Below are 25,700 nucleotides of genomic sequence, written 5' to 3' on the forward strand. Positions count from 1 at the left end.
TGCACCCTCGCATGGCCGGCTGGCACGCCGGCCATGCGCCGTCATCTGAACTATCGCGGAGTTCGCCATGGCTACTGCCGTCTCCCTGCCTGTCCCCGAGTTCGCCGAGCCCGACCTGAAACGTCGACTGGCGCGTGCCGAGCGCATGAACCGGCTCAAATCCAAGGCGTTGATCCTGCCGCTGCTTGTGTTCCTGCTGCTGACCTTCATCCTGCCGATCGCCTCGCTGCTGTGGCGCAGTGTCGAAAACCCCGAGGTGGTCGGCAGCCTGCCGCGTACCGTCGAGGCCATCGCAGCCTGGGACGGTCGCGGCCTGCCGGATGATGCGGTGTACCGTGCCCTGAGCGAGGACCTGGTTGAAGCCCGGCAGGCACAGACGATTGGCGATCTATCCAAGCGGCTGAACATGGAGCAGGCCGGCTACCGCAGCCTGCTGAACAAGACGGCCCGGGCGCTGCCGTTCAAGGCGCAGCCGCAATCCTACCGGGACGCGCTCGAGGCCCTCGATGAGCGCTGGGGCGATCCGGCCTACTGGCAGGTGATCCGCCGCAACGACAGCGCGATCACCCCCTATTACCTGCTGGCCGCGCTCGATCACCGTATCGATGACCTGGGCGAGCTGGCGCCGGTGTCGCCGGATCAGGCGGTGTATCTGGACATCTTCGCCCGGACCTTCTGGATGGGCCTGGTAATCACCGCAATCTGCCTGGTGCTGGCCTATCCGCTGGCGTACCTGCTGGCCAACCTGCCGGCACGCAAGAGCAACCTGCTGATGATCATGGTGCTGCTGCCGTTCTGGACCTCGATCCTGGTGCGCGTGGCGGCGTGGATCGTGTTGCTGCAATCGAGCGGGCTGATCAACGGTGCGCTGTTGAAGATGGGGATCATCGATCAGCCGCTGCAGCTGGTATTCAACCGCGCCGGTGTCTATATCGCCATGGTCCACATCCTGCTGCCGTTCATGATCCTGCCGATCTACAGCGTGATGAAGAGCATCTCGCCGAGCTACATGCGCGCGGCGATCTCGCTGGGCTGCCATCCCTTCGCCAGCTTCTGGCGGGTGTACTTCCCGCAGACCCTCGCGGGCGTGGGTGCCGGTTGCCTGCTGGTGTTCATCATTTCCATTGGCTACTACATCACGCCGGCGCTGCTCGGCAGCCCGAACGACCAGATGGTCAGCTACTTCGTCGCCTTCTACACCAACACCACCATCAACTGGGGCATGGCCACGGCGCTGGGCGGCTTGCTGCTGCTCGCGACCATGCTGCTGTACATCGTCTACAGCTGGCTCGTCGGCGCCAGCCGTCTGCGGCTGGGCTGAGATGACGGCGCCGCTGCGGCAACCACGGCCAACCTTTCGTATATCCGGGCAGGAGACCTTTCCATGCTGAGCCCTTACATGTCGCCCATCGAGCGCGTCTGGTTCTACACGTTGCGAATCATATGCGCGCTGGTGCTGCTGTTTCTGATCGTGCCGGTGCTGGTGATCGTGCCGCTGTCCTTCAACTCCGGCTCGTTCCTTGTCTACCCACTGCAAGGCGTGTCGCTGCGCTGGTACGAGGCACTGTTCAGTTCGGCTGACTGGATGCGCTCGCTGAAGAACTCGATGCTGATAGCGCCGGCTGCCACTGCGCTGGCGATGGTGTTCGGCACCCTTGCGGCGATAGGCCTGACCCGCGGCGAATTTCGCGGCAAGTCGCTGGTGATGACGTTGCTGATCTCGCCGATGGTGGTGCCGGTGGTGATCGTCGGCGTGGCCAGCTACCTGATCTTCGCGCCGTTGGGCATGGGCAACAGCTACCTGTCGCTGATCCTAGTGCATGCGGTGCTGGGCGTGCCCTTCGTGATCATCACGGTGTCGGCGACGCTGCAGGGCTTCAACCATAACCTGGTGCGAGCCGCCGCGAGCCTGGGTGCGTCACCGTTGACGACCTTCTTCCGGGTCACCCTGCCACTGATCGCGCCAGGTGTGATCAGTGGCGCGTTGTTTGCCTTCGCGACGTCCTTCGACGAAGTGGTGGTGACGCTGTTCCTCGCCGGCCCCGAGCAGATCACCCTGCCGCGGCAGATGTTCAGCGGCATTCGTGAAAACCTCAGCCCCACCATCGCCGCGGCGGCGACCCTGCTGATCGCGTTTTCGGTGGCGCTGCTGCTGACCCTGGAGTGGCTGCGCGGCCGCTCCGAAAAGATGCGCACTCAACAACCTGCCTGATCTGGATGCTTTCATGACCCTGTCTCTCGACCATCCCGGCCTGTTGCGCCAGCAGGCCTACCTCAACGGCGGCTGGTGCGATGCCGACGCAGGCGGCCGCACCGCCATCTTCAACCCCGCCACCGGCGAGCCCATCGGCGAGGTGCCCAACATGGGCCGCGCGGAAACCCGCCGCGCCATCGAGGCCGCGCAGTCAGCCCAGCCGGCCTGGCGCGCACTGACTGCCAAGGAGCGCGCCGCGTGCCTGCGCCGCTGGTATGAGCTGATGCTGGAGAACCGGGAAGACCTGGCGCGGATCATGACCGCCGAGCAGGGCAAGCCGCTGGTCGAGGCACAGGGTGAGGTGGCCTCCTCCGCGTCCTTTCTCGAATGGTTCGCGGAGGAGGGCAAGCGCCTTTATGGCGACGTGATTCCAGCCCACGCCGGCGACAAGCGCATCCTCGTGCAGAAGGAGCCGGTCGGCGTCACCGCGGCGATAACGCCCTGGAACTTCCCCAGCGCCATGATCACCCGCAAGGTCGGCCCGGCGCTTGCTGCCGGTTGCGCAATGGTGCTCAAACCGGCACCGCAGACGCCATTTTCCGCGCTGGCCCTGGCTGCGCTGGCCGAGCGTGCGGGCATCCCGGCGGGGCTGTTCAGCGTGATCACCGCCGATGCGGCAACCTCACGCGAGGTGGGCGCCGAGCTTTGCGAAAACCCTATCGTGCGCAAGCTGTCGTTCACCGGCTCGACAGCGGTCGGCATCCACCTGATGCAGCAGTGCGCGCCGACCTTGAAAAAGCTCTCGCTGGAGCTGGGCGGCAACGCACCCTTTATCGTCTTCGACGATGCCGACCTCGACGCGGCAGTGGAGGGCGCGATGATTTCCAAATACCGCAACGCCGGGCAAACCTGCGTCTGTGCCAACCGCATCTACGTGCAGGACGGTATCTACGAGGCGTTCGCCGACCGGCTCGTCGCCGCGGTTGCGAAGTTGAAAGTCGGCAATGGCATGGAGGAAGGCGTCACCACCGGTCCGCTGATCGACGCCGCGGCGGTGGCCAAGGTGCAGCGCCATCTGCAGGACGCGCTGGCCAAAGGCGCCACGCTGCTGGCGGGTGGCAAACCGCACGCCTTGGGTGGGACTTTCTTCGAACCCACGCTGCTGGGCGGCGTCACCGCCGAGATGGCCGTGGCGCGCGAGGAAACCTTCGGTCCGCTGGCGCCACTGTTTCGCTTCAGTAATGAGGTGGATGTGATCCGTCAGGCCAACGACACCGAGTTCGGTCTCGCCGCCTACTTCTATGCTCGTGATCTGGGCCGAGTGTTCCGCGTCGCCGAAGCCCTGGAATACGGCATGGTTGGCATCAACACCGGTGTGATTTCCACCGAGGTGGCGCCATTCGGCGGCATGAAGGCCTCCGGACTCGGTCGCGAGGGTTCGCGATACGGGCTGGACGAGTATGTGGAAATCAAATACCTGTGCGTGGGCGGCCTCTGAGCCATCCGGCATTTGGGCGTGCAAAATATTGCACGTGCTATTACTGTTATCCGAACGCCCGGTTGGCCCTGCAGTCGATCATCGTATGCTGCCGGCCCGGCTTCCAGGCGTTCATTCAGACCCGCGCCGACGATGAGCGGCTACCGAGGAGCTTATGAGCAAGACCAACGAATCCCTGATGCAACGCCGTGTCGCCGCCGTCCCTCGTGGTGTCGGCCAGATTCACCCGATCTTTGCCGATCACGCGAAGAACAGCAGCGTGGTCGACGTGGAAGGTCGCGAATTCATCGATTTCGCCGGCGGCATCGCTGTGCTGAATACCGGTCACCTGCACCCGAAGATCATCAAGGCGGTGGAAGATCAGTTGCACAAGCTGACCCACACCTGCTTCCAGGTACTGGCGTACGAGCCTTATGTCGAGCTGTGCGAGAAGATCAACGCGCGGGTGCCGGGCGATTTCGCCAAGAAGACCTTGCTGGTCACCACCGGCTCCGAGGCCGTTGAAAACGCGGTGAAGATTGCCCGCGCCGCCACCGGCCGCGCCGGCGTGATCGCCTTCACCGGTGCCTATCACGGTCGCACCATGATGACCCTCGGCCTGACCGGCAAGGTTGCGCCCTATTCGGCCGGCATGGGCCTGATGCCGGGCGGCATCTTCCGCGCGCTGTATCCCTGCGCGATCCATGGTGTCAGCGTCGACGAGTCGATCGCCAGCATCGAGCGCATCTTCAAGAACGACGCCGAGCCGCGTGATATCGCCGCGATCATCATCGAGCCGGTGCAGGGCGAGGGCGGCTTCAACGTCGCGCCGAAGGAGTTCATGGTCCGTTTGCGCGCGCTCTGCGATCAGCACGGCATTCTGTTGATCGCCGACGAGGTGCAGACCGGCGCCGGGCGCACCGGCACCTTCTTCGCCATGGAGCAGATGGGCGTGGTCGCCGACCTGACCACCTTCGCCAAATCCGTCGGCGGTGGCTTCCCGATCGCCGGGGTGTGCGGCAAGGCCGAGATCATGGATTCCATCGCCCCCGGCGGGCTGGGCGGCACCTATGCGGGCAATCCGCTGTCTTGCGCGGCGGCGCTGGCCGTGATGGAAATCTTCGAGGAGGAAAAGCTGCTCGACCGTTGCAAGGCGGTGGCCGAGAAGCTCACCAGCGGCCTCAAGGCGATCCAGGCCAAGCACAAGGAGATCGGCGAGGTGCGCGGGCTCGGCGCGATGATCGCCATCGAGCTGTTCGAGGACGGCGATCATGCGCGGCCGGCTGCCGCGCTTACCTCGCAGATTGTTGCCAGGGCGCGGGAGAAGGGGCTGATCCTGCTCTCCTGCGGCACCTACTACAACGTGCTGCGCGTGCTGGTGCCGCTGACTGCGGAGGACGAGCTGCTCGACCGCGGTCTGGCCATCATCGGCGAATGCTTTGATGAACTGACCTGATCCACCCGCGCGCGTCAGACATTCGTGATGGATGTCCGGCGCGCCGCAACTCCGACCCTCGGGTACAATGCGCGGCATTCCGCCGTGCTACCCGAGGTCGTCATGCAGCCGTTCGCCATCGCTCCCTCCATCCTCTCCGCCAATTTCGCCCGCCTGGGCGAGGAAGTGGACAACGTGCTCGCCGCCGGTGCGGACATCGTCCATTTCGACGTGATGGACAACCACTACGTGCCCAACCTGACCATCGGCCCGATGGTCTGCTCGGCGTTGCGCAAGCATGGCGTCACCGCCCCGATCGACGTGCACCTGATGGTTCGTCCGGTGGACCGCATGATCGGTGACTTTCTCGAAGCCGGCGCCAGCTACATCACCTTCCACCCAGAGGCTTCGGATCACATCGATCGCTCTCTGCAGCTGATCAAGGACGGCGGAGCCAAGGCTGGCCTGGTGTTCAACCCGGCGACGCCGCTGGACGTGCTCAAGTACGTGATGGACAAGGTCGACATGGTCCTGCTGATGAGCGTGAACCCCGGCTTCGGCGGGCAGAAGTTCATCCCCGGTACCCTGGACAAGCTGCGCGAAGCGCGTGCGCTGATCGATGCCAGCGGCCGCGAGATCCGGCTGGAGATCGACGGTGGCGTCAATCCGAACAACATCCGCGAGATCGCTGCCGCTGGCGCCGACACCTTCGTCGCCGGCTCGGCCATCTTCAATCAGCCGGACTACAAGGCGGTGATCGACCAGATGCGCGCCGAACTGGCGCAGGCTCGCCCATGACGCGTCTGGAACAGCTGTTCGACGGCAGGCTGCCGGGCCTGGTTATGTTCGACCTGGACGGCACCCTGATGGATTCGGTACCGGACCTGGCCGCCGCAGTGGACAAGATGTTGATGCTGCTCGGCCGGAAGCCCGCCGGCATCGAGCGGGTACGCGACTGGGTCGGCAATGGCTCGCGGGTGCTGGTGCGGCGCGCCCTGGCTGGCGGCCTCCAACATGAGGGCGTTGCGAACGAGCTGGCCGACGAGGCGCTGGCGCTGTTCATGCAGGCCTATTCCGGCGGTCACGCGCGGACAACGGTCTACCCCGGCGTGCACGACTGCCTGGACTGGTTGCGTGAGCGCGACATCAAGCTGGCGATCATCACCAACAAGCCGGCGCAGTTCATCGAACCATTGCTGGAGGAGAAGGGGCTGGCCGGCTATTTCCAGTGGCTTGTCGGGGGCGATACCTTGCCGCAGCAGAAGCCCGATCCGGCGGCTTTGTTTTATGTAATGGACAAGGCGGAGGTGGCTCCGGCCGCCGCGCTGTTCATTGGCGACTCGCGCAACGACGTGCGCGCCGCCAAGGCGGCTGGCGTCCCCTGCGTGGCGCTGAGCTATGGCTACAACCATGGGGAGCCGATCGTTAACGAAGCACCCGCGCTGGTGCTCGACGACCTGCGCGAGCTGGTTGCTTCGGTTCCGGGGCTGCGCTAGTGTGGCCCCTGTTCCGTAACCCGCCTGGACGAGATCAGATCGTGGTGGTCACCCGCAAACAATGGACGAATGTCATCAAGGCCCTGGCCCGTTGGCGCTGGCGCGCCTGACTCTTCCTGCCGGCTCTGCCCGGTACGTTTGCACAGCTTGACCTTAAGCAGTTCCCCTCCGACCACGAGGCTGACATGACCCGCGAAGAATTCCTGCGTTTGGCCGCCAAAGGCCACAACCGCATTCCCCTGTCGTTCGAAACCATCGCCGACTTCGATACGCCTCTGACGCTCTATCTCAAGCTCGCCGACGCGCCCAATTCCTACCTGCTCGAGTCTGTGCAGGGCGGGGAGAAGTGGGGGCGTTATTCGATCATCGGCCTACCGTGCCGCACTGTGTTGCGCGTCCAGGATCACCGCATCAGCGTGGCCACCGACGGCATCGAGACCGAGGCCTGCGAGGTCGAGGATCCGCTGGCCTTCGTCGAGTCGTTCCAGCAGCGCTACCGCGTTGCGCCGGTCGACGGTCTGCCGCGCTTCAACGGAGGGCTGGTGGGTTACTTCGGCTACGACAGCGTGCGCTATGTCGAGCGCAAGCTGGCGAGCTGCCCGAACCCCGATCCGCTGGGCACGCCGGATATTTTGCTGATGGTCTCGGACGCGGTGGTGGTGTTCGACAATCTGGCCGGCAAGCTGCACTGTATCGTGCTGGTCGATCCGGCGCAGCCAGATGCCTTTGATGCGGGGCAGGCAAAACTGCAGGCCCTGCGCGAAAAACTGCGGCAGTCGATCACGCCGCGTCTGGGCCTGGATTTCGAAAGCGGCGCCGGCCACGAGCCAACGTTCCGTTCGAGCTTCAGTCGTGGAGACTACGAACAGGCCGTCAACCGCATCAAGGACTACATCCTCGCTGGCGATTGCATGCAGGTGGTGATCTCCCAGCGCATGTCGATCCCGTTCAAGGCGGCGCCGATCGACCTCTATCGCGCGCTGCGCTGCTTTAACCCGACTCCCTACATGTACTTCTTCAACTTCGGCGATTTCCATGTGGTGGGCTCGTCGCCGGAAGTGCTGGTGCGGGTCGAAGAAGGCCTGGTCACGGTCCGGCCCATCGCCGGCACCCGCCCACGCGGCGCCAACGAGGAAGCGGACCTGGCGCTGGAAAAGGATCTGCTCAGCGACGCCAAGGAGCTGGCCGAGCACCTGATGCTGATCGACCTGGGCCGCAACGACGTCGGCCGCGTGGCCGAGAACGGCTCGGTGCGGCTGACCGAAAAGATGGTCATTGAGCGCTACTCCAACGTCATGCACATCGTTTCCAACGTCACGGGCCAGCTCAAGGCGCCGCTGACCGCAATGGATGCACTGCGCGCGATCCTGCCGGCCGGCACCCTGTCAGGCGCGCCGAAGATCCGTGCCATGGAAATCATCGACGAGCTGGAGCCGGTGAAACGCGGCGTTTACGGCGGCGCGGTCGGCTACCTGGCCTGGAACGGCAACATGGACACCGCGATCGCCATCCGTACCGCGGTGATCAAGGACGGCGAGCTGCATGTGCAGGCCGGCGCCGGGATCGTCGCCGACTCGCAGCCGGCGCTGGAATGGGAAGAGACGCTCAACAAGCGTCGCGCCATGTTCCGTGCGGTAGCCCTGGCGGAGAAGGGCGCGGACTGATCGCTTGTGCCTAGGCAGACAGTCCTGGGAAATTGCGACTAAAGTCCGTATGGATTGTATGGTAATGGCATCTAGCTATCCTTATAGTCGCAGGTAGCCGAGCTAGAGCGCTCGGCTACCCAACCCTAGCCGGTCGCACCAGCCGATGCCGTTACTGCCCAGCCATCCTTCGCGCGCCAATTCGCACAGCTTGCCGCTGGTATGGATGCTGGTCGCCGCCCTGGCCGGGCTGCTGGTTCTCGTCTATCTGTTGTCGAATCTGGCGGACTTCAACGGCAGCCCGGTGTGGTTCCCGTTGCCGCTGCACATCGTCGCCGAAACTTTCTCGATCGCGGTTGCGGCATTGGTGTTCGCCGTGGCCTGGCATGCCCAGCAACCGCGGCCGCTGTCGAACCCCTGGCTGGCGTGCGCGTTTCTGGCCATCGCCCTGTTGGACCTGGCTCATATGCTGTCCTACAAGGGCATGCCGGCTGTGGTGACGCCGGCTTCGCCGGAAAAGGCCATCGCATTCTGGCTGGTATCGCGTCTTGTGCTCGCCTTGACGCTGCTCGCGGTGGCCTGGCGGGTATGCCATCGGCTCGGGGCCTTGCCCCGGCCCGTGCTGCTGTTCTCAACGCTTGGTCTGGTCGCGCTGGTCGTCTACCTGCAGCTTTTCCGGCCGCAGCTATGGCCGCGGACCTTCATCGAAGGGCAGGGTCTGACCCGCTTCAAGATTCTCGCTGAATGGCTGATCATCGCTTTGCTCGTCCTGGCGGCGTGGCCGTTCTGGCGGGCCCGGGAGCGCGACGAAACAGGCTACTTCGACGGCATGCTGGCCGCGACACTGGTGTCGATTCTCGCCGAGCTGTGCTTTACCGCCTACGCCAATGTGAACAGCTTCTACAGCCTGCTGGGGCATGCCTACAAGATCATTTCCTACGGCTTCATCTATCAGGTGGTGTTCGTCTCGAGCGTGCGCGCGCCCTACGAGCGGCTGGCGATCGAAATGACCGAGCGAGTTGCGGCGCAGAAACGTGCCGACTACATGGCTCACTTCGACGGCCTGACGGGGCTGCCCAATCTGAGCCTGCTCGAAGATCGGACGCGCCAGGCTCTGGCCGCCGCGCTTAAGCTCAAGGGGGCCGTGGCGGTGCTCTACGTCGATCTCGACCATTTCAAGATGGTCAACGACTCGTTCGGCCGTGCTTTCGGCGACCAGGTCCTGTGCACCATGGCGACCAGGCTGCAGCAGGCCCTGCCCGATGGTGCGGTGCTGGCCCGCGGAGGCGGCGATGAGTTTGTCGTGCTCCTGGCGGACCTTGCCGACGCCGAAGCTGCATCGGCTGTTATCCAGTTCGTGCTCGACACCTTGGCTGAACCCTGCGTCATTCAACGCCAGGAAGTGGTGATGTCCACCAGCATCGGCGTGGCCGTCGGTCCAGGGGACGGCATGGACTTCCCCTGCCTGCTGCGCAACGCCGAGATGGCCATGTACAAGGCCAAGGAGGCCGGGCGACGCACCTGGTGTTATTACAACGCTGCGCTCGATGCCGAGATGCGCGGGCGGCTATACCTGATCAACGGGCTGCGGGTCGCGATCGAGCGTGACGAGCTGTTTCTGGACTACCAACTGCAAGTGGATCTGGTCAGTGGCGAGGTGGTGGGCGCCGAAGCGTTGGTGCGCTGGCAACATCCGCAATGGGGGCTGGTCGCGCCTGGGCAGTTCATTCCGGCAGCGGAGCAGAGCGGGCTGATCGTCGATATCGGCCAATGGATCATTCTCGAGGCGTGCCGGCAGGCCGCACGGTGGCGCGCCGAAGGGCTGTGCATCCCGCGCGTGGCGGTCAACGTCGCGGCGATACAACTGCACCAGGGTACGCTGGTGCGGACCGTTTCCAGCGCGCTCGAACAGACCGGGCTGCCGCCATCGGCACTGGAGCTCGAGTTGACCGAGTCCAGCCTGATCGAAAACACCGAGCAGGTGATGATCACGCTAGCGCGGCTGAAAGCGCTGGGCGTGACGCTGGCCATCGATGACTTCGGCACGGGTTATTCCTGCCTGGCCTACCTGCGCCGCTTGTCCGTGGATACGCTGAAAATTGATCGATCCTTCGTCAATGACCTGCTCACCGACGATGGCCATGCCATCGTCGCCGCCATCATCCACATGGCCGATTCGCTGGGCCTCAGCACGCTGGCCGAGGGCGTCGAAGACGAAGGTACTGCAGCGGAACTGCGCCGGTTGGGCTGCCGGCAGGCGCAGGGCTTCTTCTATGCGCGGCCGGCGCGTGCTCGCGCGCTGCCGGCCATCGTCGCGGCGCTGTCGCACGAGTCGAGCGCGGCCGGGTGGTAACGCGCCGGTTCCGCCCGGGTTGCGCTCTGGTATAGTCCGGTTGAATCGTGGCCTGGCATGGGCTACTTTGCGCCGTAAGCTCTGCGAGACCTATCCGTGAAATTCAGCAGCACACTCCTGATGCGCGTGTTCAAGGCCAATGCCCGCTGGCGTTGGCGCGTCTGATCCTTGCCGGCTCCACGCCGGAGTACCTAAGTTTGCCTGTCTCCACCGCCTCGCCGTGCCGCACGGCGCCGGCGCGACGTGTGATGACAGCGCCGGATCAGCTTCAAACCCTAGGGTGACGCCAAATGCTGCTAATGCTGGATAACTACGACTCCTTTACCTACAACGTGGTGCAATACCTCGGCGAGCTCGGTGCCGATGTTAGGGTCGTGCGCAACGATGAACTCAGCGTTGCCGAGATCGAGGCCCTGAACCCGGAGCGCATCGTCGTCTCGCCAGGCCCCTGCACGCCCAACGAGGCGGGCGTCTCGCTGGAACTGATTCGCCATTTCGCCGGCAAGCTGCCGATCCTCGGCGTTTGCCTTGGCCATCAAAGCATCGGCCAGGCCTTCGGTGGCGACGTAGTGCGTGCTCGCCAGGTCATGCACGGCAAGACCAGCCCGGTCTATCACCATGACCAGGGTGTGTTCTCGGGGCTGAACAACCCACTCACGGTGACGCGCTACCACTCACTGGTGGTCAAGCGCGAAACGCTGCCCGACTGCCTGGAAGTGACGGCCTGGACGCAGCACGAAGACGGAACCCTCGACGAAATCATGGGGTTGCGGCACAAGACCTTGAATATCGAGGGCGTGCAGTTCCACCCCGAATCAATCCTTACCGAGCAGGGACACGAGCTGTTCGCCAATTTTCTGAAGCAGACCGGAGGCGTGCGCTGATGGACATCAAGGAAGCCCTCAACCGCATCGTCGGCCAACTCGACCTGAGCACCGACGAGATGAAGGCGGTGATGCGCCAGATCATGACCGGCCAATGCACCGATGCGCAGGTGGGTGCGTTTCTCATGGGCATGCGCATGAAGAGCGAGACCATCGATGAGATCGTTGGCGCGGTGCAGGTCATGCGAGAACTCGCCGAACCGGTTCATTTCGATACTCATCGGCTGGTCGATACCTGCGGGACCGGTGGCGACGGGATGAACATCTTCAACGTGTCCACCGCCGCGGCGTTCGTCGTCGCGGCCGCCGGCGGCAAGGTGGCCAAGCACGGCAACCGGGCTGTCTCGGGCAAAAGCGGCAGTGCCGATCTGCTCGAGGCGGCCGGCGTCAATCTCGACCTCACCCCCGCCCAGGTGGCGCGCAGTGTGGATGCCGTGGGCGTCGGCTTCATGTTCGCACCGGCCCACCACGGCGCGATGAAGTATGCCGCCGGCCCTCGCCGCGAACTGGGGTTGCGCACGCTGTTCAATATCCTTGGACCCATGTCGAACCCGGCCGGGGTCAAGCATCAGGTGCTCGGCGTGTTCAGCAAGGAGCTTTGCCGGCCGATGGCCGAGGTGCTGTCGCGCCTCGGAAGCCAGCATGTGCTGGTCGTTCACGCCCAGGATGGGCTCGACGAGATCAGCCTGGCGGCACCGACCCACGTGGCCGAGTTGAACAAGGGCGAGATCAGCGAATACCGCGTCCAGCCGGAAGACTTCGGCATAAAAAGCCAGAGCCTGATCGGGCTCAACGTCGAGGACGCGCAAGGCTCGCTGGCCTTGATTCGCGACGCGCTGGGGCGGCGCAAGACCGAGAACGGTCAAAAGGCCGCAGACATGATCGTGCTCAACGCTGGCGCTGCGTTATATGCGGCCGACGTGGCCAGTAGTCTCAAGCAAGGCGTCGAGATCGCCCATGACGCACTGCATACGGGCCTGGCGCGCGACAAGTTCGAAGAGCTGGTGTCCTTCACCGTGGTGTTCAAGCAGGAGCAAGCGCAATGAGCGTGCCGACGGTTCTGGAAAAAATCATCACGCGCAAGCGCGAGGAGGTGGCCGAGCGTCGTGCTCGAGTCGGCCTCGCCGAGCTGGAAGCAGCGGCGGCTGCGGCAGATCCGGTCCGCGGTTTTGCACGGCGCTTGCAGGAGCAGGCTGGACACAAGCAGCCCGCGGTGATCGCCGAGATCAAGAAGGCCTCACCGAGCAAAGGCGTGCTGCGCGAAGACTTCGTGCCAGCGGACATCGCCAAGAGCTACGAGGCGGGTGGGGCGACCTGCCTGTCGGTGCTGACCGACATCGATTTCTTTCAAGGTGCCGACGAATATCTGCAGCAGGCGCGCGCCGCCTGCAAATTGCCGGTGATCCGCAAGGATTTCATGGTCGATCCCTACCAGGTGATCGAGGCGAGGGCGCTGGGCGCCGATTGCATTCTGCTGATCGTCGCGGCGCTGGAAGACGGGCAGATGGCTGAGCTGGCCGAGGTGGCCAAGGCCCAGGGCCTCGATGTGCTGGTGGAAGTACATGACGGGGCGGAGCTGGAGCGAGCGTTACGCCTGGATACGCCCTTGGTCGGCGTCAACAATCGTAATCTGCACACCTTCGAGCTGAGCCTGGAGACCACGCTCGACCTGCTTCCGCGCATCCCGCGCGACCGTCTAGTCGTCACCGAAAGTGGGATCCTGCATCGCGCCGATGTCGAGCTCATGGAAATCAACGAGGTGCATGCGTTTCTGGTCGGCGAAGCCTTCATGCGTGCCGAGCAGCCCGGCGTCGAGTTGCAGCGGCTGTTCTTCCCTGGCCGCAACCGACCGCGGTTGGCGAGCGATCCGGACTGATTGAAGCTAAAGGCTGGTGATCGCAGCCATGGCAGCATCGCTGCGCTGGGCCTGAAAAAATCAGCAAAAAAGCGCGTGTGTACCGAGCGTAACTGCACTTTTTTGCTGATTTTGCTTGGCTTGGCGGCCGCTCATTACAGTCTGGTGAGCTGCACCTCTCGCGTTGTCGATGCTGACGCAGCCGTCAACGCGTACCGAACACCACCATGGTTTTCCCTTTGACATGTACCAGGCCCTGCGACTCCAGGCTCTTGAGTACACGCCCGACCATTTCCCTCGAACAGCCGACGATGCGACCGATTTCCTGACGGGTGATCTTGATCTGCATGCCATCGGGATGGGTCATTGCGTCGGGCTGTTTGCAGAGGTCGAGCAGAGTGCGGGCCACGCGGCCGGTCACGTCGAGAAACGCCAGGTCGCCAACCTTACGGGTGGTATTGCGCAGGCGTTCGGCCATCTGGCTACCCAGTGCGTACAGGATGTCGGGATCCTGCTGGGTCAGTTCACGAAACTTCGCGTAGCTCAGTTCGGCGACTTCGCACTCCGTCTTGGCGCGAACCCAGGCACTGCGCTCTTTCTCCATGCCTTCTTTTTCGAACAGACCCATCTCCCCGAAGAAGTCTCCCGAATTGAGGTAGGCGATGATCATCTCGCGACCGTCATCGTCCTCGATCAGGATGGTGACCGAGCCTTTGACTATGAAGAAGAGCGTTTCGCAGCGATCGCCTGCGTAGATGATGGTGCTCTTGGCGGTATAGCGTCGTCGGTGGCAATGCGCGAGGAGTTTGTCGATGTTCTTGATCTTGGGCGTGAGTGTAATAGCAACCATGCTTTAGTCCCGGAAGATGTGTCCAATTAGAGGCAGGTTCTTATTATGTATGACTGAGTTCTGTTATCAGGCTGAGGGAGCTTAACAGACAGGTCTCGATCAACAACAAAACTGCGACACGAAATCAACTTTCATACATTCATTTCGTCGGATTGCCGACTCCAGTCGTGACCGGAGGTCATGCTAAGCTTCGCTCCTTTTCAACCGGAGTCTATCGATGAAAGCGCGCATTCAGTGGGCTGGCGAAGCGATGTTTCTTGGTGAATCGGGAAGCGGCCATGTCGTGGTCATGGACGGTCCGCCGGAGAACGGAGGGCGCAATCTCGGTGTTCGCCCAATGGAAATGCTGCTGTTGGGGCTCGGTGGTTGCAGTAACTTCGATGTGGTAAGCATTCTGAAGAAGTCACGGCAGGCGGTGGAAAGCTGCGAGGCGTTCCTCGAAGCTGAGCGCGCCGACGAAGATCCCAAGGTGTTCACCAAGATCCACCTGCGTTTCGTCGTCAAAGGTCGCGGTTTGAAGGAAGCGCAGGTCAAGCGCGCCGTTGAGCTTTCAGCTGAGAAATACTGCTCTGCGTCGATCATGCTCGGACGCGCCGGTGTGGAAATCAGCCACGCCTATGAGATCGTCGAACTGGGCTGAGCCGTCAGTGTCAGGTTGCGGTGCTCGATGCCGTCGCGACGGCATCGAGCTGATGCCGGTCGATGAAAATTGAGGCCGCTGGCACTGGAACAGCAGGCCGTCAATCTGCATAATGCGCGCCCCGTTTTTCAACGGGGCGTTTCGTTAGAACACACAGCCACGGTCGCAATTGCGAAGAGGTGTATACGGTCCTACGCAGATACAGCGGTATCTGACGGGCATGCTCAATCACGCGGTGCGCCGCATCGAAGAGAGTCTCCAATGGTGAAAAGCAAACTCAAGCTCCACGGGTTCAATAACCTGACGAAGTCCTTGAGCTTCAATATCTACGACATCTGCTATGCCGAAACCCAGGAAGACCAGCAGGCGTATGTGCAGTACATCGACGAACAGTATGACGCGAAGCGGCTGACGCAGATTCTGACCGATGTAGTCGACATCATTGGCGCGAATATTCTCAATATCGCGCGGCAGGATTACGAGCCGCAGGGTGCGAGTGTCACCATTCTCATCTCGGAGCAGCCGGTTACGCCGACTGACAGCCAGATCGAGGAATCGCCTGGTCCGTTGCCGGATACTATCCTGGCGCACCTGGACAAGAGCCACATTACCGTTCATACCTACCCGGAGATTCATCCCGTCGAAGGGATCGCGACGTTCCGCGTGGATATCGACGTATCGACGTGCGGCGTTATTTCGCCACTAAAGGCACTCAACTATCTAATCCATCAGTTTGATTCGGATATCGTGACGGTCGACTATCGCGTTCGCGGCTTCACTCGCGATGTTGAAGGCAAAAAGCACTTCATCGATCATGAGATCAATTCGATTCAGAACTATCTCTCCGAGGACACTCGCGCGGCCTATCAGATGACCGATGTGAATGTTTATCAGGAGAACTTGTTCCACACCAAGATGCTGCTCAAGAACTTCGAGCTGGAGAACTACCTGTTCGGAGACGCCACCAGCAATCTGTCTGCGGAACAGCGCGAGCAGGTGGAGGATCGCCTCCGACATGAAATGCTGGAGATTTTCTATGCCCGCAATATGCCGGGCTAAGTAAACAAAAGGGCGCCTCTCCGGCGCCCTTTTTGTATTCGCTCGATCTGCTCGACCCGCCCGTTAGATCCGATAGGTGGTCTTGGTCATCACCTTGGCCATCAGGCTCATGCCGAACTTGATCGGTGCCGGAAAGCGTAGGCCGCCCGCATCCAGCGCCGCGGTGGAGTGCTGCGCTTCGTCCTCGCGCATCTGCTCGAGAATCGCACGTGACTTCTCATCGGCTGCCGGAATCTGCTCGAGGTGCTCATCCAGGTGCTTGCAAACCTGGTCTTCAGTTGCCGCGACGAAGCCCAGGCTGATGCGGTCGCTGATCAGGCCGGCGGATGCGCCGATGCCGAACGACAAACCATAGAACAGCGGATTGAACACGCTGGTATGGCTACCTAACTGGTGGATCCGCTGTTCGCACCAGGCCAGATGATCGATCTCCTCGTCGGCCGCGCGCTCCATCGCCTCGCGCACGTTCGGCAGCCGTGCCGTCAAGGCCTGTCCCTGATACAGCGCCTGGGCGCAAACCTCTCCGGTGTGGTTGACGCGCATCAGCCCGGCTACGTGGCGCGCTTCGCTGTCGCTCAGTTCTGTCTCGTTCTTCAATACCGCAGGTGTCGGTCGATGGGGCTGGCCGCTGAAGGGGAGCAGCGTTCTAAGCGCCGCATCGGCTTGCATCAGCAGACGGTCGGCGGGTGAGTATTCGCGTTGGTTGGGCATGTCGCCTCCAGATGTTTCGGAGCAGCCGTGATTGAATGTGCGCGCCTCGGGTGGCTGCGGTCAGCCTGGAGGCCAATGCATCTGGCGCTGGCCGAGCACATGCATGTGTATGTGATAGACCGTCTGGCCACCCAGGTCGTTGCAGTTCATGACGACCCGGAAGCCTTCCTGGCAGCCTTGCTGCTCCGCCAGGCGTTGCGCGGTAAAGAGAATGTGGCCGGCAAGCAGCTTGTCATCCGCCTCGCTCAAATCATGCAGTGTTGCGATGTGCTTCTTTGGGATGACCAGAAAATGCACAGGCGCCTGGGGCGCGATGTCATTGAATGCGATGACCTGGTCGTCCTCGTATATCTTTTGCGCAGGGATGTCCCCGGCCACGATCTTGCAGAACAGACAATCCATGGCGTTTCTCCAGCAAGTGGAACGATTGGGCAGTGTAACAGGCCATTTTGAGCCTGGTCAGCCTGCGCGGGGAGGTAGCGAATGAAGAACGATATCCGTGATGGCGTAGGTGTCCGAAACAAGATGCTGACTAGGGGCGGGCGAATCCTTGGGCGAGCGACGGGTGCTGGGAAACGCTGACCGGCCGCCAATCGCGGCCTGGCTTTACGTCCGTGACGGAGGGCTCGGGTGGACAAGGTGTGTAGCTGGGCTTCGGGCCGCACGGTGCTGGCCCGATCCGGGTTGGCATAACAGTGTGCGTCGTATCAGCTTTGCTGATAAGCCGGCAGGGCGATAGCGGCCAGGATGCCGATGACGGGGACGAGCAGCCAGAGCGCCGCGAGGATTCTCACGGCCCGACTGTTCGGCGGTTGCGGCGGGCCGAAGCGGTTCGGGCCGTCATTGCCTGGCATCAACAGTATCGCCAGTGAAAAGAGGTTGCCGACTATCGGTACCAGATTAAGCAGCATGAGCCAGCCAGACCACCCGATATCGTGCAGGCGCTGTACGCAGATTTGCATGCTGACGAACAGAAATCCCAAGCAGAGAACGCCAGTGAGTATGGAGCCGAGTACTGCAGAGACAGCGAACGCCACGCTTGCGACCAGAAGCAGTCCAAGTGCGGCAGCCATCAATGACATGGACCAGGCCAGGTAGCGCAAGCGGCTAATCCTGCCCTGAATGGTAAAAACCTTGAGCTCGCCGTACTCCGGTGCTGGCTCCCCGATCTGCGCACGAGGTGGGGCGTAGGGTTGCGCAGCCGCGTGAATTTCGCTCTGCTTTGACGCTTCGGCCTGTTGCGCCTGGCGTGCCAAATATTTCTGGATAACGATGCCGCAGCTTCCGCACTGGATGGCGGTCGGCTGGGAGTGTCCGCACTTCGGGCACTCCATCTGATCAGCTGTCGCTGACGTCTGTGGCGGCGCGTCGTCAATGAGGCTCAGCGCCATCCCGTTTTTTGCTTCCGGCTCCTTGCGCGCCCGCGCTCCGGCTCGGAGCAGCACCTGTAGGTATCGGTCGGCTTCGGCGGCGCTCAAATCGCGCTTGATATTGACCGGGGCGTGACTGAAGAGGCGTTCGACCTTGGCGGCATCACTCTTGAACAGCCTTGCCAGATTGCTCCTGACGGTGTCGGCTGGAATACCCGGTACAAGCTCGCCATCGAAGACGATTCTGTATAGGTCGGCGCTCATGCAACATCCTTGTTCCCGGGGGATTCGCTAAAGCCTAAAGCGGCGCCGTAGAGCCAACAAGTTACAGCTGAGAGGCAGGGCTGGGCTTTATCTGAAATGGGAGGCGCGTCACGGTCGCCGTGGCCAGCGCTGCGAGAGCTGAGTCGCTTGCCCCAGGGCCGCTCGGTATTCGTGATCCAGGCGTGTGATCAGTTCTTCGGCGCTCGGTAGATCATGTATCTCTCCCACGCCTTGGCCAGCGGACCAGACGGTCTTCCAGGCCTTGGCCTCATCGTTGACGGGTTTGAGTTTCTCACCGTAGTTCATCTGGCCAGTGCTCTTCAGGCGTTCCTCGTCGAAGCCGGCCTGTTGCAGGCTTTGCCTCAGAAAGCTCGCTGGCACGCCTGACACGGCGGCGGTGTGGACGATATCCTCCGCATGGGCCTGCAGCAGCATCTGTTTGTATGCGTCTGGGGCTTGGCTGTCGCGGGTGGCAATGAAGCGCGTCCCCATGTAGGCGAGGTCCGCCCCTAGTAGCTGGGCTGCGAGTATTTCGTGGCCATGGTTGAGGCAGCCCGATAGCAGCAGTATCTTGTCGAAGAACTGGCGAATCTCGGCGATAAGGGCAAATGGACTCCAGGTGCCGGCGTGGCCCCCGGCTCCGGCCGCAACCGCAATCAGACCGTCGACGCCGGCTTCGGCGGCCTTTTCCGCGTGGCGGCGAGTGGTGACGTCGTGAAAGACCAGGCCACCATAGCTATGCACGGCGTCCACCACCTCTTTCACCGCGCCGAGGCTGGTGATCACGATCGGGACGCGCTGCTGCACACAGATTTCGAGGTCAGCCTGCAGGCGGGGGTTGCTGTGGTGCACGATCAGATTGACGGCGTATGGCGCGGGCTCGTGCATGCCGGAGAGTTGCTGATCTATCTCCTGCAGCCAGTCACGAAACCCGCTGCTCTCTCGTTGATTGAGTGCCGGAAAGCTGCCAACCACGCCGCTGCGGCAACACGCGGTGACGAGCGCCGGGTTGGATACCAGAAACATGGGTGCGGCAACCAAAGGAAGGCGCAGGCGTTGTTCGAGGAGGGGCGGCAGCGACATGGAAGAATCCTTGATCAGCTTCAGAACGGTTTGACGACCACCAGAATGACGATGGCCAGCAACAGCAACACCGGGAATTCGTTGAACCAGCGGTAGAACACGTGGCTGCGGGTGTTTTCATTGCGCGCGAAGCGCTTCAGCTGAGCACCGCATACATGGTGGTAACCGATCAGCACCACGACCAGGGCGAGTTTGGCGTGCAGCCAGCCGCCGTTGCTGAACAGCGCGGGGTTCAGGGCGATCATGCCTATTCCGAAAACCAGCGTGGCGATCATCGAGGGCATCATGATGCCGCGGTAGAGCTTGCGCTCCATGACCTGGAATCGCTCGCGGCTGACTGCGTCCTCGCTCATGGCGTGATACACGAACAGCCGCGGCAAATAGAACAGCCCGGCGAACCAGCAGACGATCGCAACGATATGCAGGGCTTTCAGCCAGAAATAGAGCATTCGACGGTTCCTTGGTTTCGATGTCGAGGTCGATAGTAGTGGCTGCGAGGTCCGCGCGCCATCTAGGTGGTTGGTCCTGGGCGCAGGCGCCTTTATCATCTCGGTTCTTAATTGTTCCAGCGCGCGAGGCAGCTCATGGTCAAGGTCGGAATCGTTGGCGGTACAGGCTATACCGGGGTCGAACTGCTGCGCCTGTTGGCTCAGCACCCCCAGGCCGAGGTGGCCGTGATCACGTCCCGTTCGGAGGATGGGATGAAGGTCACCGACATGTTTCCCAACCTCCGCGGACACTACGACGAGCTGACGTTCAGCGTTCCGGATACCGCGACGCTGGGCGCTTGCGATGTGGTCTTCTTCGCGACTCCCCATGGTGTTGCCCATGCACTGGCCGCTGAGCTGCTGGATGCCGGAACCCGGGTCATCGACCTGTCCGCCGATTTTCGTTTGCAGGACGCCGACGAGTGGGCCAAGTGGTACGGCCAGCCGCACGGTGCGCCGGCCCTCCTGCCGGAAGCCGTCTATGGTCTGCCGGAGGTCAATCGTGAGCGGATCAGGAGCGCCCGGCTGATTGCCGTTCCTGGTTGCTACCCGACCGCGACCCAGCTTGGCTACCTGCCGCTGCTTGAAAACGGCCTGGCCGATACCTCACGACTGATCGCCGACTGCAAGTCAGGCGTCAGTGGCGCCGGTCGGGCGGCGAAGATTGGGTCGCTGTTCACCGAGGCGGGCGAGAGCATGATGGCTTATGCGGTCAAGGGCCATCGCCACCTGCCTGAAATCAGCCAGGGGCTGCGCCGTGCCGCAGGAGGAGACGTCGGACTGACCTTCGTTCCGCACCTGACGCCGATGATTCGCGGCATCCATGCCACGCTGTATGCGACCGTCACTGACACATCTGTAGATTTGCAGACGCTCTACGAGCAGCGCTACGCCAATGAGCCGTTCGTCGATGTCATGCCGGCAGGCAGCCATCCGGAAACGCGCAGTGTGCGCGGTGCCAACATGTGCCGTATAGCGGTGCACCGTCCGCAAGGTGGCGATCTGGTCGTCGTGCTCTCGGTTATCGACAACCTGGTCAAAGGTGCGTCCGGACAGGCTTTGCAGAACATGAACATCGCCTTCGGCCTGGACGAACGGCTCGGCCTGAGCAACGCAGCGCTGCTACCGTAAGGATGGCTCGGTCTGTTGCCTGGAAGTGGCTTTGTACCCAGGCGACCGTTGATGACGGAATAGTTGACCGATTTTGTAGGAGAAGCCGATAATGCGACGTCAATGCAGTAATGGGCGCTCCCGCGCCAGGAGAACCAAATGAGTGTCGAATCCTTCACGCCCACCGCGATTCAGTTCAGTCAGGGTGCCGCGAGTAAGGTGAAGAGTCTGGTCGATGAAGAGGGCAATCCGCGCTTGAAGCTGCGCGTCTTCGTCACGGGCGGTGGCTGCTCTGGTTTCCAATACGGCTTTACCTTCGATGAGGATCTGGCTGAAGACGACACCATCATCGAGCGCGAGGGCGTGAGTCTGGTGGTTGATCCGATGAGCTACCAGTACTTGGCCGGCGCTGAGGTCGACTATCAGGAAGGTTTGGAAGGTTCGCGCTTCGTCATCAAGAATCCGAACGCCACCACGACGTGCGGCTGCGGTCAGTCGTTTTCGATCTAATCTGCTCGCTAGAAAAAACACCGTGCCTTGGCGCGGTGTTTTTCGTTGGGGCTGTCTGGATCGCAGCCTGACCTTTGAGCGTCAGGCCGGGTAGATTGCGCCCAAAACTCGAGCGCCACGCGCCCCGGTAACGCTTGGTCGGCTGGCGGCAATGCCTTCGAGGCAACAATGCGCCAGCCAGGCGAAGGCCATGGCTTCGATCCAGTCGGGCTCGATCCCGTAGTCCGCTGTGCTTTTCACCGTGCAAGAGGGCAGCAATGCCTGTAGCCGCTGCATCAATGCGTCGTTATGCGCGCCTCCTCCGCAGACCAATACGTCCTGCGTCTCGGGCTGGGCCGCCAATAGTGACTGGGTGATGCTGCGCGCGGTGAGTTCAAGAAGGGTGGCCTGGACGTCCTTGGGCGCCATATCTGGTAGTGCCGCGAGCTGAGTATCCAACCATGGCAGGTTGAACAGCTCCCGCCCAGTGCTTTTAGGCCCTTGGGTCGCGAAGAACGGGTCATCGAGGAGTCGGTCGAGCAGCCTTTGATCGACAGTGCCGGTGGCCGCCCATGCGCCGTTCCGGTCGTAAGAGTGGTCCTGGTGTCTATTGATCCAGGCGTCGAGCAGGACGTTGCCCGGGCCACAATCGAAGCCGCGGGTCTCTTGCTGCGGGTGAAGCAGGCTTACATTGCTGAACCCACCAATATTCAATACAGCCCGCGGGCGGTCTGGGTCGCCGAACACGGCTTCATGAAATGCCGGAACCAGGGGGGCGCCTTGTCCACCTGCCGCCATGTCGCGGCGTCGGAAGTCGGCAACCACGGTGATGGAGGTAAGCTCTGCCAGTAGCGCCGGTTGGCCGATCTGAATGGTAAAACCGCGCTGGGGCTCATGCCGAACGGTTTGCCCGTGGCTGCCAATGGCCCGGATAGGGGTGGCGTCGATCCGCGCCTTATGTAGCAATTGGTGCACACCGTAGCTCGCCTGCTCGGCCCAGGCCTGCTCCGCCACGGCGGCTCGGGCAAGTTCGTCGGGGCCCGAAGAGCACAGGCCGAGCAGGTCCTGCTTTAGCTGATCAGGCATTGGCTCGTAATGCGTGCCGAGCAGCTTCGTGCTATCGCCCTGCTCGATCAGAGCGAAGTCCAGCCCATCCAGGCTGGTGCCTGACATGACCCCGATGTAGAGCGGCACTACTCGCTCTTCATGGCCAGCATGGTCGAGCGTTCTTCATCCATGCGCGCCATTAGCGGTTTGCTCAATTGGAGGAAGCGTTGCTTCTCGTTCTTTGCAATCGGGTCGGCCATAGGAAGCTTCAGCCCGAGTGGATCGACGTGAACTCCATCGATCTGGAACTCGTAATGCAGGTGCGGGCCGGTGGACAGGCCAGTCGTGCCGATGTAGCCGATGATCTGGCCCTGCTTGACCGTTGCGCCATTGCTTATACCTTTCGCAAAACCTTGCATGTGTCCATAGAGCGTTCGGTAGTGGTTACCGTGCTGAATGACCACCGTGTTGCCGTAACCGCCCTTGCGGCCCGCCAGCAGGACTTTGCCGTCCCCAGCGCTCTTGATCGGTGTGCCGCGCGGTGCGGCATAGTCCACGCCTTTATGAGCGCGGATCTTGTTCAGGATGGGGTGTTTGCGACCGTTGGAAAAGCGGGAGCTGATGCGCGCGAAATCGACCGGCGTGCGGATGAAGGCCTTGCGCATGCTCTGACCGTCGGCAGTGTAGTAGCTGCTGTTGCCTTGCTTGTTCGTGTAGCGAACGGCGGTATAGGTCTTGCCTCGGTTGGTGAAGCGCGCCGCGAGAATGTTGCCGGTACCGACGGTTTCACCGTCGACCTTCTTTTTCTCGTATACCACTTCGAACGTGTCGCCTTTGCGAATATCCAGGGCGAAATCGATGTCGTACCCGAATACGTTCGCGAGATCCATCGTCAGGTTATGGCTGAGGCCGGCCCGCTTTGCAGCTAGAAACAGGCTGCTCTCGATACGGCCGTAGGCGTATGACGTCTCGATTTCCGGTTTAAGCTTTTCTTTCTTGAGTACGTAACCGGAATCGGAGCGTTGCAGGTGGATGCTTTCAAGCTTGCTCAGCGGGCTGCGAAGCTGCAACAGGTTGCCCTGTTCATCCAGTTCGAACTCGAGACGCTGACCGACCTTGAGGTTGGTCAGCTGTTTGGCGTCCTTACTGCTGGCGAGCACGTCATGTACGACGGAGGGCTGGAGTCCGACCTTGGCAAACACGGTCGAAAGCGTATCGCCATTAGCCACGACGACCTGCTTTACCGGTGATTCCTCCTCAGCGACCTCGGTAGGCTCGTTGGACTCTGGCGATGGCGAGGGTTGTTGCGCAGCGGCCTGGTCGATTTGAGCGAAAGGCGTTTGGTCGTCCTCGGCGGATAGCTCTGGCTCGGGTGCATCGGCGTTGAATTCGGCCGCAGAGTCGATGCGAAGGTCAAGAAAGGTTTTCTTGGCTTCGACTTCGCGGGAGGGGAACACAAGAAGTGCCAGGCTCAGAAGCGCAGCTACACCGCTTGCAGCCAGGAGATGGCTCTTCGGGTAGAGAGGTGCTTTCGATTTTGAATAGGTCATTAGAAGTCTGGAGATGTCTGGCGGTGTTTTGTACAGGAAAAATATCTGTCTAAAATATAACCAAAGCCTCGCTGAGGCAACCCTCGCGTTCTCTTGCGGCTTGCTGGTTTGCGTTCGGCACCGTTGAATTTTCTCGGCATTCTTGTAAGGTTGACCGCCTTTATTACCTGGTGTGGGGCCTTCAATGAAGTCGGTTCAAGAGCAGCTGTCAGTGATCAAGCGGGGCGCTGACGAAGTGCTTGTCGAGGCAGAGCTGATCACGAAGCTCGAGCGCGGGTTGCCGCTTCGAATCAAGGCCGGCTTCGACCCGACGGCGCCGGATCTTCATCTCGGTCATACCGTGCTTATAAATAAGCTGCGGCAATTCCAGGATCTGGGGCATCAGGTTGTCTTCCTTATAGGTGACTTCACGGGGATGATTGGCGATCCCAGTGGTAAAAGTGCAACGCGACCTCCGCTAACGCGCGATCAGGTGCTGGAGAACGCTGAGACCTATAAGAGCCAGGTATTCAAAATTCTTGATCCGACCAAGACCGAGGTTGCGTTCAACTCGTCGTGGATGGATCAGCTGACTCCTTCAGACTTCATACGGTTGGCTTCGCAATACACCGTCGCGCGCATGCTCGAGCGTGATGATTTCAGTAAGCGCTATTCGACTAATCAGCCGATAGCGATTCACGAATTTCTGTATCCGCTCGTCCAGGGTTATGACTCTGTTGCGCTGCGTGCGGATGTCGAACTCGGCGGTACGGACCAGAAATTCAATCTCTTGATGGGGCGTGAGCTTCAACGCTCCTACGGTCAGGAATCCCAATGCATCGTCACCATGCCCCTTCTCGAGGGGCTGGACGGTGTGAAAAAGATGTCCAAGTCGTTGGGGAACTACGTTGGGATACAGGAAGCGCCGGGTGTTATGTATAGCAAGCTAGTATCGATCCCGGATGCGCTCATGTGGCGTTACTTTGAGTTGCTGAGTTTCCGTGATATGGAGGAAATTAAAGGCTTCCAGGCGGATGTAGAGCGCGGCGCGAATCCTCGCGACGTCAAGATCAAGCTTGCTGAAGAGATCGTTGCTCGCTTCCATGGCGAAGAGGCCGCAGCGACAGCGCATCGCTCGGCCGGTAATAGAATGAAAGAAGGCGAGCTGCCTGAGGATATTCCGCAAATCCAGCTTCGCTCTGCCGAAGACATGCCGATCGCTGCGGTACTGAATCGAGCGGGCTTGGTCAAGAACGCGGCCGTTGCGCGCGACTTGCTGGCTTCCGGTGGGGTTCGGGTCGACGGTCAAGTAGTTGATCGTTCATTCATGTTCAAGCTTGGAAGCGCTCATGTTTGCCAGGCTGGAAAGAAAGCGTTCGGGCAAATTTCGCTTGAGGCTGAATAAAAGCCGAAACAACCGTTGACGGGAGAATCATAGCCCCTATAATGCGCACCTTCTCTGGCGCAGGCCTTAGGCGAAACCTCTTGTAAATCAAGAAGTTAGCGAAAATTAAGGGTTGCACGGACGGCGAATTCGAGTAGAATGCGCCGGGCTGGCAGGGCGGTGGTTGAGCGCTGTTGGCGGCTTCGGTCGGGTTGATCGGAGGCGGTAAAAGAGGTGGTTGACAGCGGTTTTGAACGCCGTATGATTCGCCTCCCGCTGACGAGAGACGCCAGGTTGATCGGAAGCGCAAGCGGTTGAGAAGAAAGAAAAACTTCTTCA

Annotated in this window: 24 protein-coding genes; 16 read left to right on the top strand and 8 right to left on the bottom strand. The window is 61.5% G+C overall.

Annotation, left to right across the window (positions count from 1 at the left end; translation table 11 throughout):
• Positions 1-67: 67 nt before the first annotated feature.
• From KCX70_RS02800 to trpC, 11 genes are all read left to right on the top strand, one after another.
• The gene (locus tag KCX70_RS02800) at positions 68-1,321 is read left to right on the top strand and encodes an ABC transporter permease (RefSeq protein ID WP_021207039.1); all 1,254 of its coding nucleotides are present in this window, start codon (positions 68-70) and stop codon (positions 1,319-1,321) included.
• 63 nt (positions 1,322-1,384) lie between these two features.
• A complete protein-coding gene (locus KCX70_RS02805) occupies positions 1,385-2,212 on the top strand; it encodes an ABC transporter permease (RefSeq protein WP_212619227.1) in 828 nt (275 codons plus the stop codon).
• Positions 2,213-2,225: 13 nt separating this feature from the next.
• On the top strand, positions 2,226-3,692 hold the full coding sequence (gabD, locus tag KCX70_RS02810) for an NADP-dependent succinate-semialdehyde dehydrogenase (protein WP_212619228.1): 1,467 nt from the start codon (positions 2,226-2,228) through the stop codon (positions 3,690-3,692).
• Positions 3,693-3,846: 154 nt separating this feature from the next.
• On the top strand, positions 3,847-5,127 hold the full coding sequence (gene gabT, locus KCX70_RS02815) for a 4-aminobutyrate--2-oxoglutarate transaminase (protein WP_212619229.1): 1,281 nt from the start codon (positions 3,847-3,849) through the stop codon (positions 5,125-5,127).
• Between the two features lie 102 nt (positions 5,128-5,229).
• Positions 5,230-5,904: a ribulose-phosphate 3-epimerase gene (gene rpe, locus KCX70_RS02820; RefSeq protein ID WP_021207035.1), complete on the top strand. Its 675-nt coding sequence runs from the start codon at positions 5,230-5,232 to the stop codon at positions 5,902-5,904.
• Complete coding sequence (locus tag KCX70_RS02825; protein ID WP_249121694.1) at positions 5,901-6,602, top strand: phosphoglycolate phosphatase; 702 nt, start codon at positions 5,901-5,903, stop codon at positions 6,600-6,602. The genes rpe and KCX70_RS02825 overlap by 4 nt, the downstream gene beginning before the upstream one ends.
• Positions 6,603-6,787: 185 nt before the next feature.
• Positions 6,788-8,266, top strand: a complete 1,479-nt coding sequence (trpE, locus tag KCX70_RS02830; protein ID WP_212619230.1) for an anthranilate synthase component I — start codon at positions 6,788-6,790, stop codon at positions 8,264-8,266.
• A 145-nt stretch (positions 8,267-8,411) separates the two neighbouring features.
• Positions 8,412-10,598, top strand: a complete 2,187-nt coding sequence (locus KCX70_RS02835) for a putative bifunctional diguanylate cyclase/phosphodiesterase (RefSeq protein ID WP_212619231.1) — start codon at positions 8,412-8,414, stop codon at positions 10,596-10,598.
• Between the two features lie 290 nt (positions 10,599-10,888).
• The gene (locus tag KCX70_RS02840) at positions 10,889-11,482 is read left to right on the top strand and encodes an aminodeoxychorismate/anthranilate synthase component II (protein ID WP_102846481.1); all 594 of its coding nucleotides are present in this window, start codon (positions 10,889-10,891) and stop codon (positions 11,480-11,482) included.
• Positions 11,482-12,528, top strand: a complete 1,047-nt coding sequence (trpD, locus tag KCX70_RS02845; RefSeq protein WP_021207031.1) for an anthranilate phosphoribosyltransferase — start codon at positions 11,482-11,484, stop codon at positions 12,526-12,528. Before KCX70_RS02840 ends, trpD begins: the two co-directional genes overlap by 1 nt.
• The gene (gene trpC, locus KCX70_RS02850; RefSeq protein ID WP_212619232.1) at positions 12,525-13,358 is read left to right on the top strand and encodes an indole-3-glycerol phosphate synthase TrpC; all 834 of its coding nucleotides are present in this window, start codon (positions 12,525-12,527) and stop codon (positions 13,356-13,358) included. The genes trpD and trpC overlap by 4 nt, the downstream gene beginning before the upstream one ends.
• Positions 13,359-13,542: 184 nt before the next feature.
• Here the strand turns inward: trpC and crp are convergent, their stop codons facing one another.
• A complete protein-coding gene (gene crp, locus KCX70_RS02855) occupies positions 13,543-14,187 on the bottom strand; it encodes a cAMP-activated global transcriptional regulator CRP (RefSeq protein WP_021207029.1) in 645 nt (214 codons plus the stop codon).
• A 217-nt stretch (positions 14,188-14,404) separates the two neighbouring features.
• Between crp and KCX70_RS02860 the strand changes: the two genes are divergently transcribed.
• Positions 14,405-14,827, top strand: coding sequence for an OsmC family protein (locus KCX70_RS02860; protein WP_102846483.1), 423 nt, complete (start codon positions 14,405-14,407; stop codon positions 14,825-14,827).
• 264 nt (positions 14,828-15,091) lie between these two features.
• Positions 15,092-15,886, top strand: a complete 795-nt coding sequence (speD, locus tag KCX70_RS02865) for an adenosylmethionine decarboxylase (RefSeq protein WP_212620280.1) — start codon at positions 15,092-15,094, stop codon at positions 15,884-15,886.
• A gap of 63 nt (positions 15,887-15,949) precedes the next feature.
• On the opposite strand, the gene coq7 is transcribed toward speD, so the two are convergent.
• From coq7 to hemJ, 5 genes are all read right to left on the bottom strand, one after another.
• Complete coding sequence (coq7, locus tag KCX70_RS02870) at positions 15,950-16,597, bottom strand: 2-polyprenyl-3-methyl-6-methoxy-1,4-benzoquinone monooxygenase (protein ID WP_212619233.1); 648 nt, start codon at positions 16,595-16,597, stop codon at positions 15,950-15,952.
• 60 nt (positions 16,598-16,657) lie between these two features.
• Positions 16,658-16,999 (bottom strand): histidine triad nucleotide-binding protein, encoded by a 342-nt coding sequence (locus KCX70_RS02875; RefSeq protein ID WP_021207024.1) that lies wholly within the window; start codon positions 16,997-16,999, stop codon positions 16,658-16,660.
• 305 nt (positions 17,000-17,304) lie between these two features.
• Entirely contained in the window at positions 17,305-18,231 is a 927-nt protein-coding gene (locus KCX70_RS02880; protein ID WP_212619234.1) for a DUF805 domain-containing protein, read from the bottom strand.
• A 108-nt stretch (positions 18,232-18,339) separates the two neighbouring features.
• A complete protein-coding gene (locus tag KCX70_RS02885; RefSeq protein WP_212619235.1) occupies positions 18,340-19,314 on the bottom strand; it encodes an NAD(P)H-dependent flavin oxidoreductase in 975 nt (324 codons plus the stop codon).
• A gap of 20 nt (positions 19,315-19,334) precedes the next feature.
• Positions 19,335-19,763, bottom strand: coding sequence for a protoporphyrinogen oxidase HemJ (gene hemJ / locus KCX70_RS02890; protein ID WP_212619236.1), 429 nt, complete (start codon positions 19,761-19,763; stop codon positions 19,335-19,337).
• A gap of 135 nt (positions 19,764-19,898) precedes the next feature.
• Between hemJ and argC the strand changes: the two genes are divergently transcribed.
• Entirely contained in the window at positions 19,899-20,933 is a 1,035-nt protein-coding gene (gene argC, locus KCX70_RS02895; protein WP_212619237.1) for an N-acetyl-gamma-glutamyl-phosphate reductase, read from the top strand.
• A gap of 138 nt (positions 20,934-21,071) precedes the next feature.
• Positions 21,072-21,422, top strand: coding sequence for an iron-sulfur cluster insertion protein ErpA (gene erpA / locus KCX70_RS02900; RefSeq protein ID WP_014851496.1), 351 nt, complete (start codon positions 21,072-21,074; stop codon positions 21,420-21,422).
• An 81-nt stretch (positions 21,423-21,503) separates the two neighbouring features.
• Here erpA and KCX70_RS02905 read toward each other — a convergent pair whose 3' ends face one another.
• Together KCX70_RS02905 and KCX70_RS02910 are read right to left on the bottom strand one after the other, a co-directional pair.
• Positions 21,504-22,595 (bottom strand): anhydro-N-acetylmuramic acid kinase, encoded by a 1,092-nt coding sequence (locus KCX70_RS02905; RefSeq protein ID WP_212619238.1) that lies wholly within the window; start codon positions 22,593-22,595, stop codon positions 21,504-21,506.
• Positions 22,595-23,998, bottom strand: coding sequence for a peptidoglycan DD-metalloendopeptidase family protein (locus tag KCX70_RS02910; protein ID WP_212619239.1), 1,404 nt, complete (start codon positions 23,996-23,998; stop codon positions 22,595-22,597). Before KCX70_RS02910 ends, KCX70_RS02905 begins: the two co-directional genes overlap by 1 nt.
• Before the next feature lie 184 nt (positions 23,999-24,182).
• On the opposite strand from KCX70_RS02910, the gene tyrS reads away from it, so the two are divergent.
• Positions 24,183-25,382, top strand: coding sequence for a tyrosine--tRNA ligase (tyrS, locus tag KCX70_RS02915; RefSeq protein ID WP_212619240.1), 1,200 nt, complete (start codon positions 24,183-24,185; stop codon positions 25,380-25,382).
• The last annotated feature ends 318 nt before the right edge of the window (positions 25,383-25,700 follow it).

Origin of the sequence: Stutzerimonas stutzeri, from assembly GCF_018138085.1 — a bacterium.
Lineage (GTDB): Bacteria > Pseudomonadota > Gammaproteobacteria > Pseudomonadales > Pseudomonadaceae > Stutzerimonas > Stutzerimonas stutzeri_AI.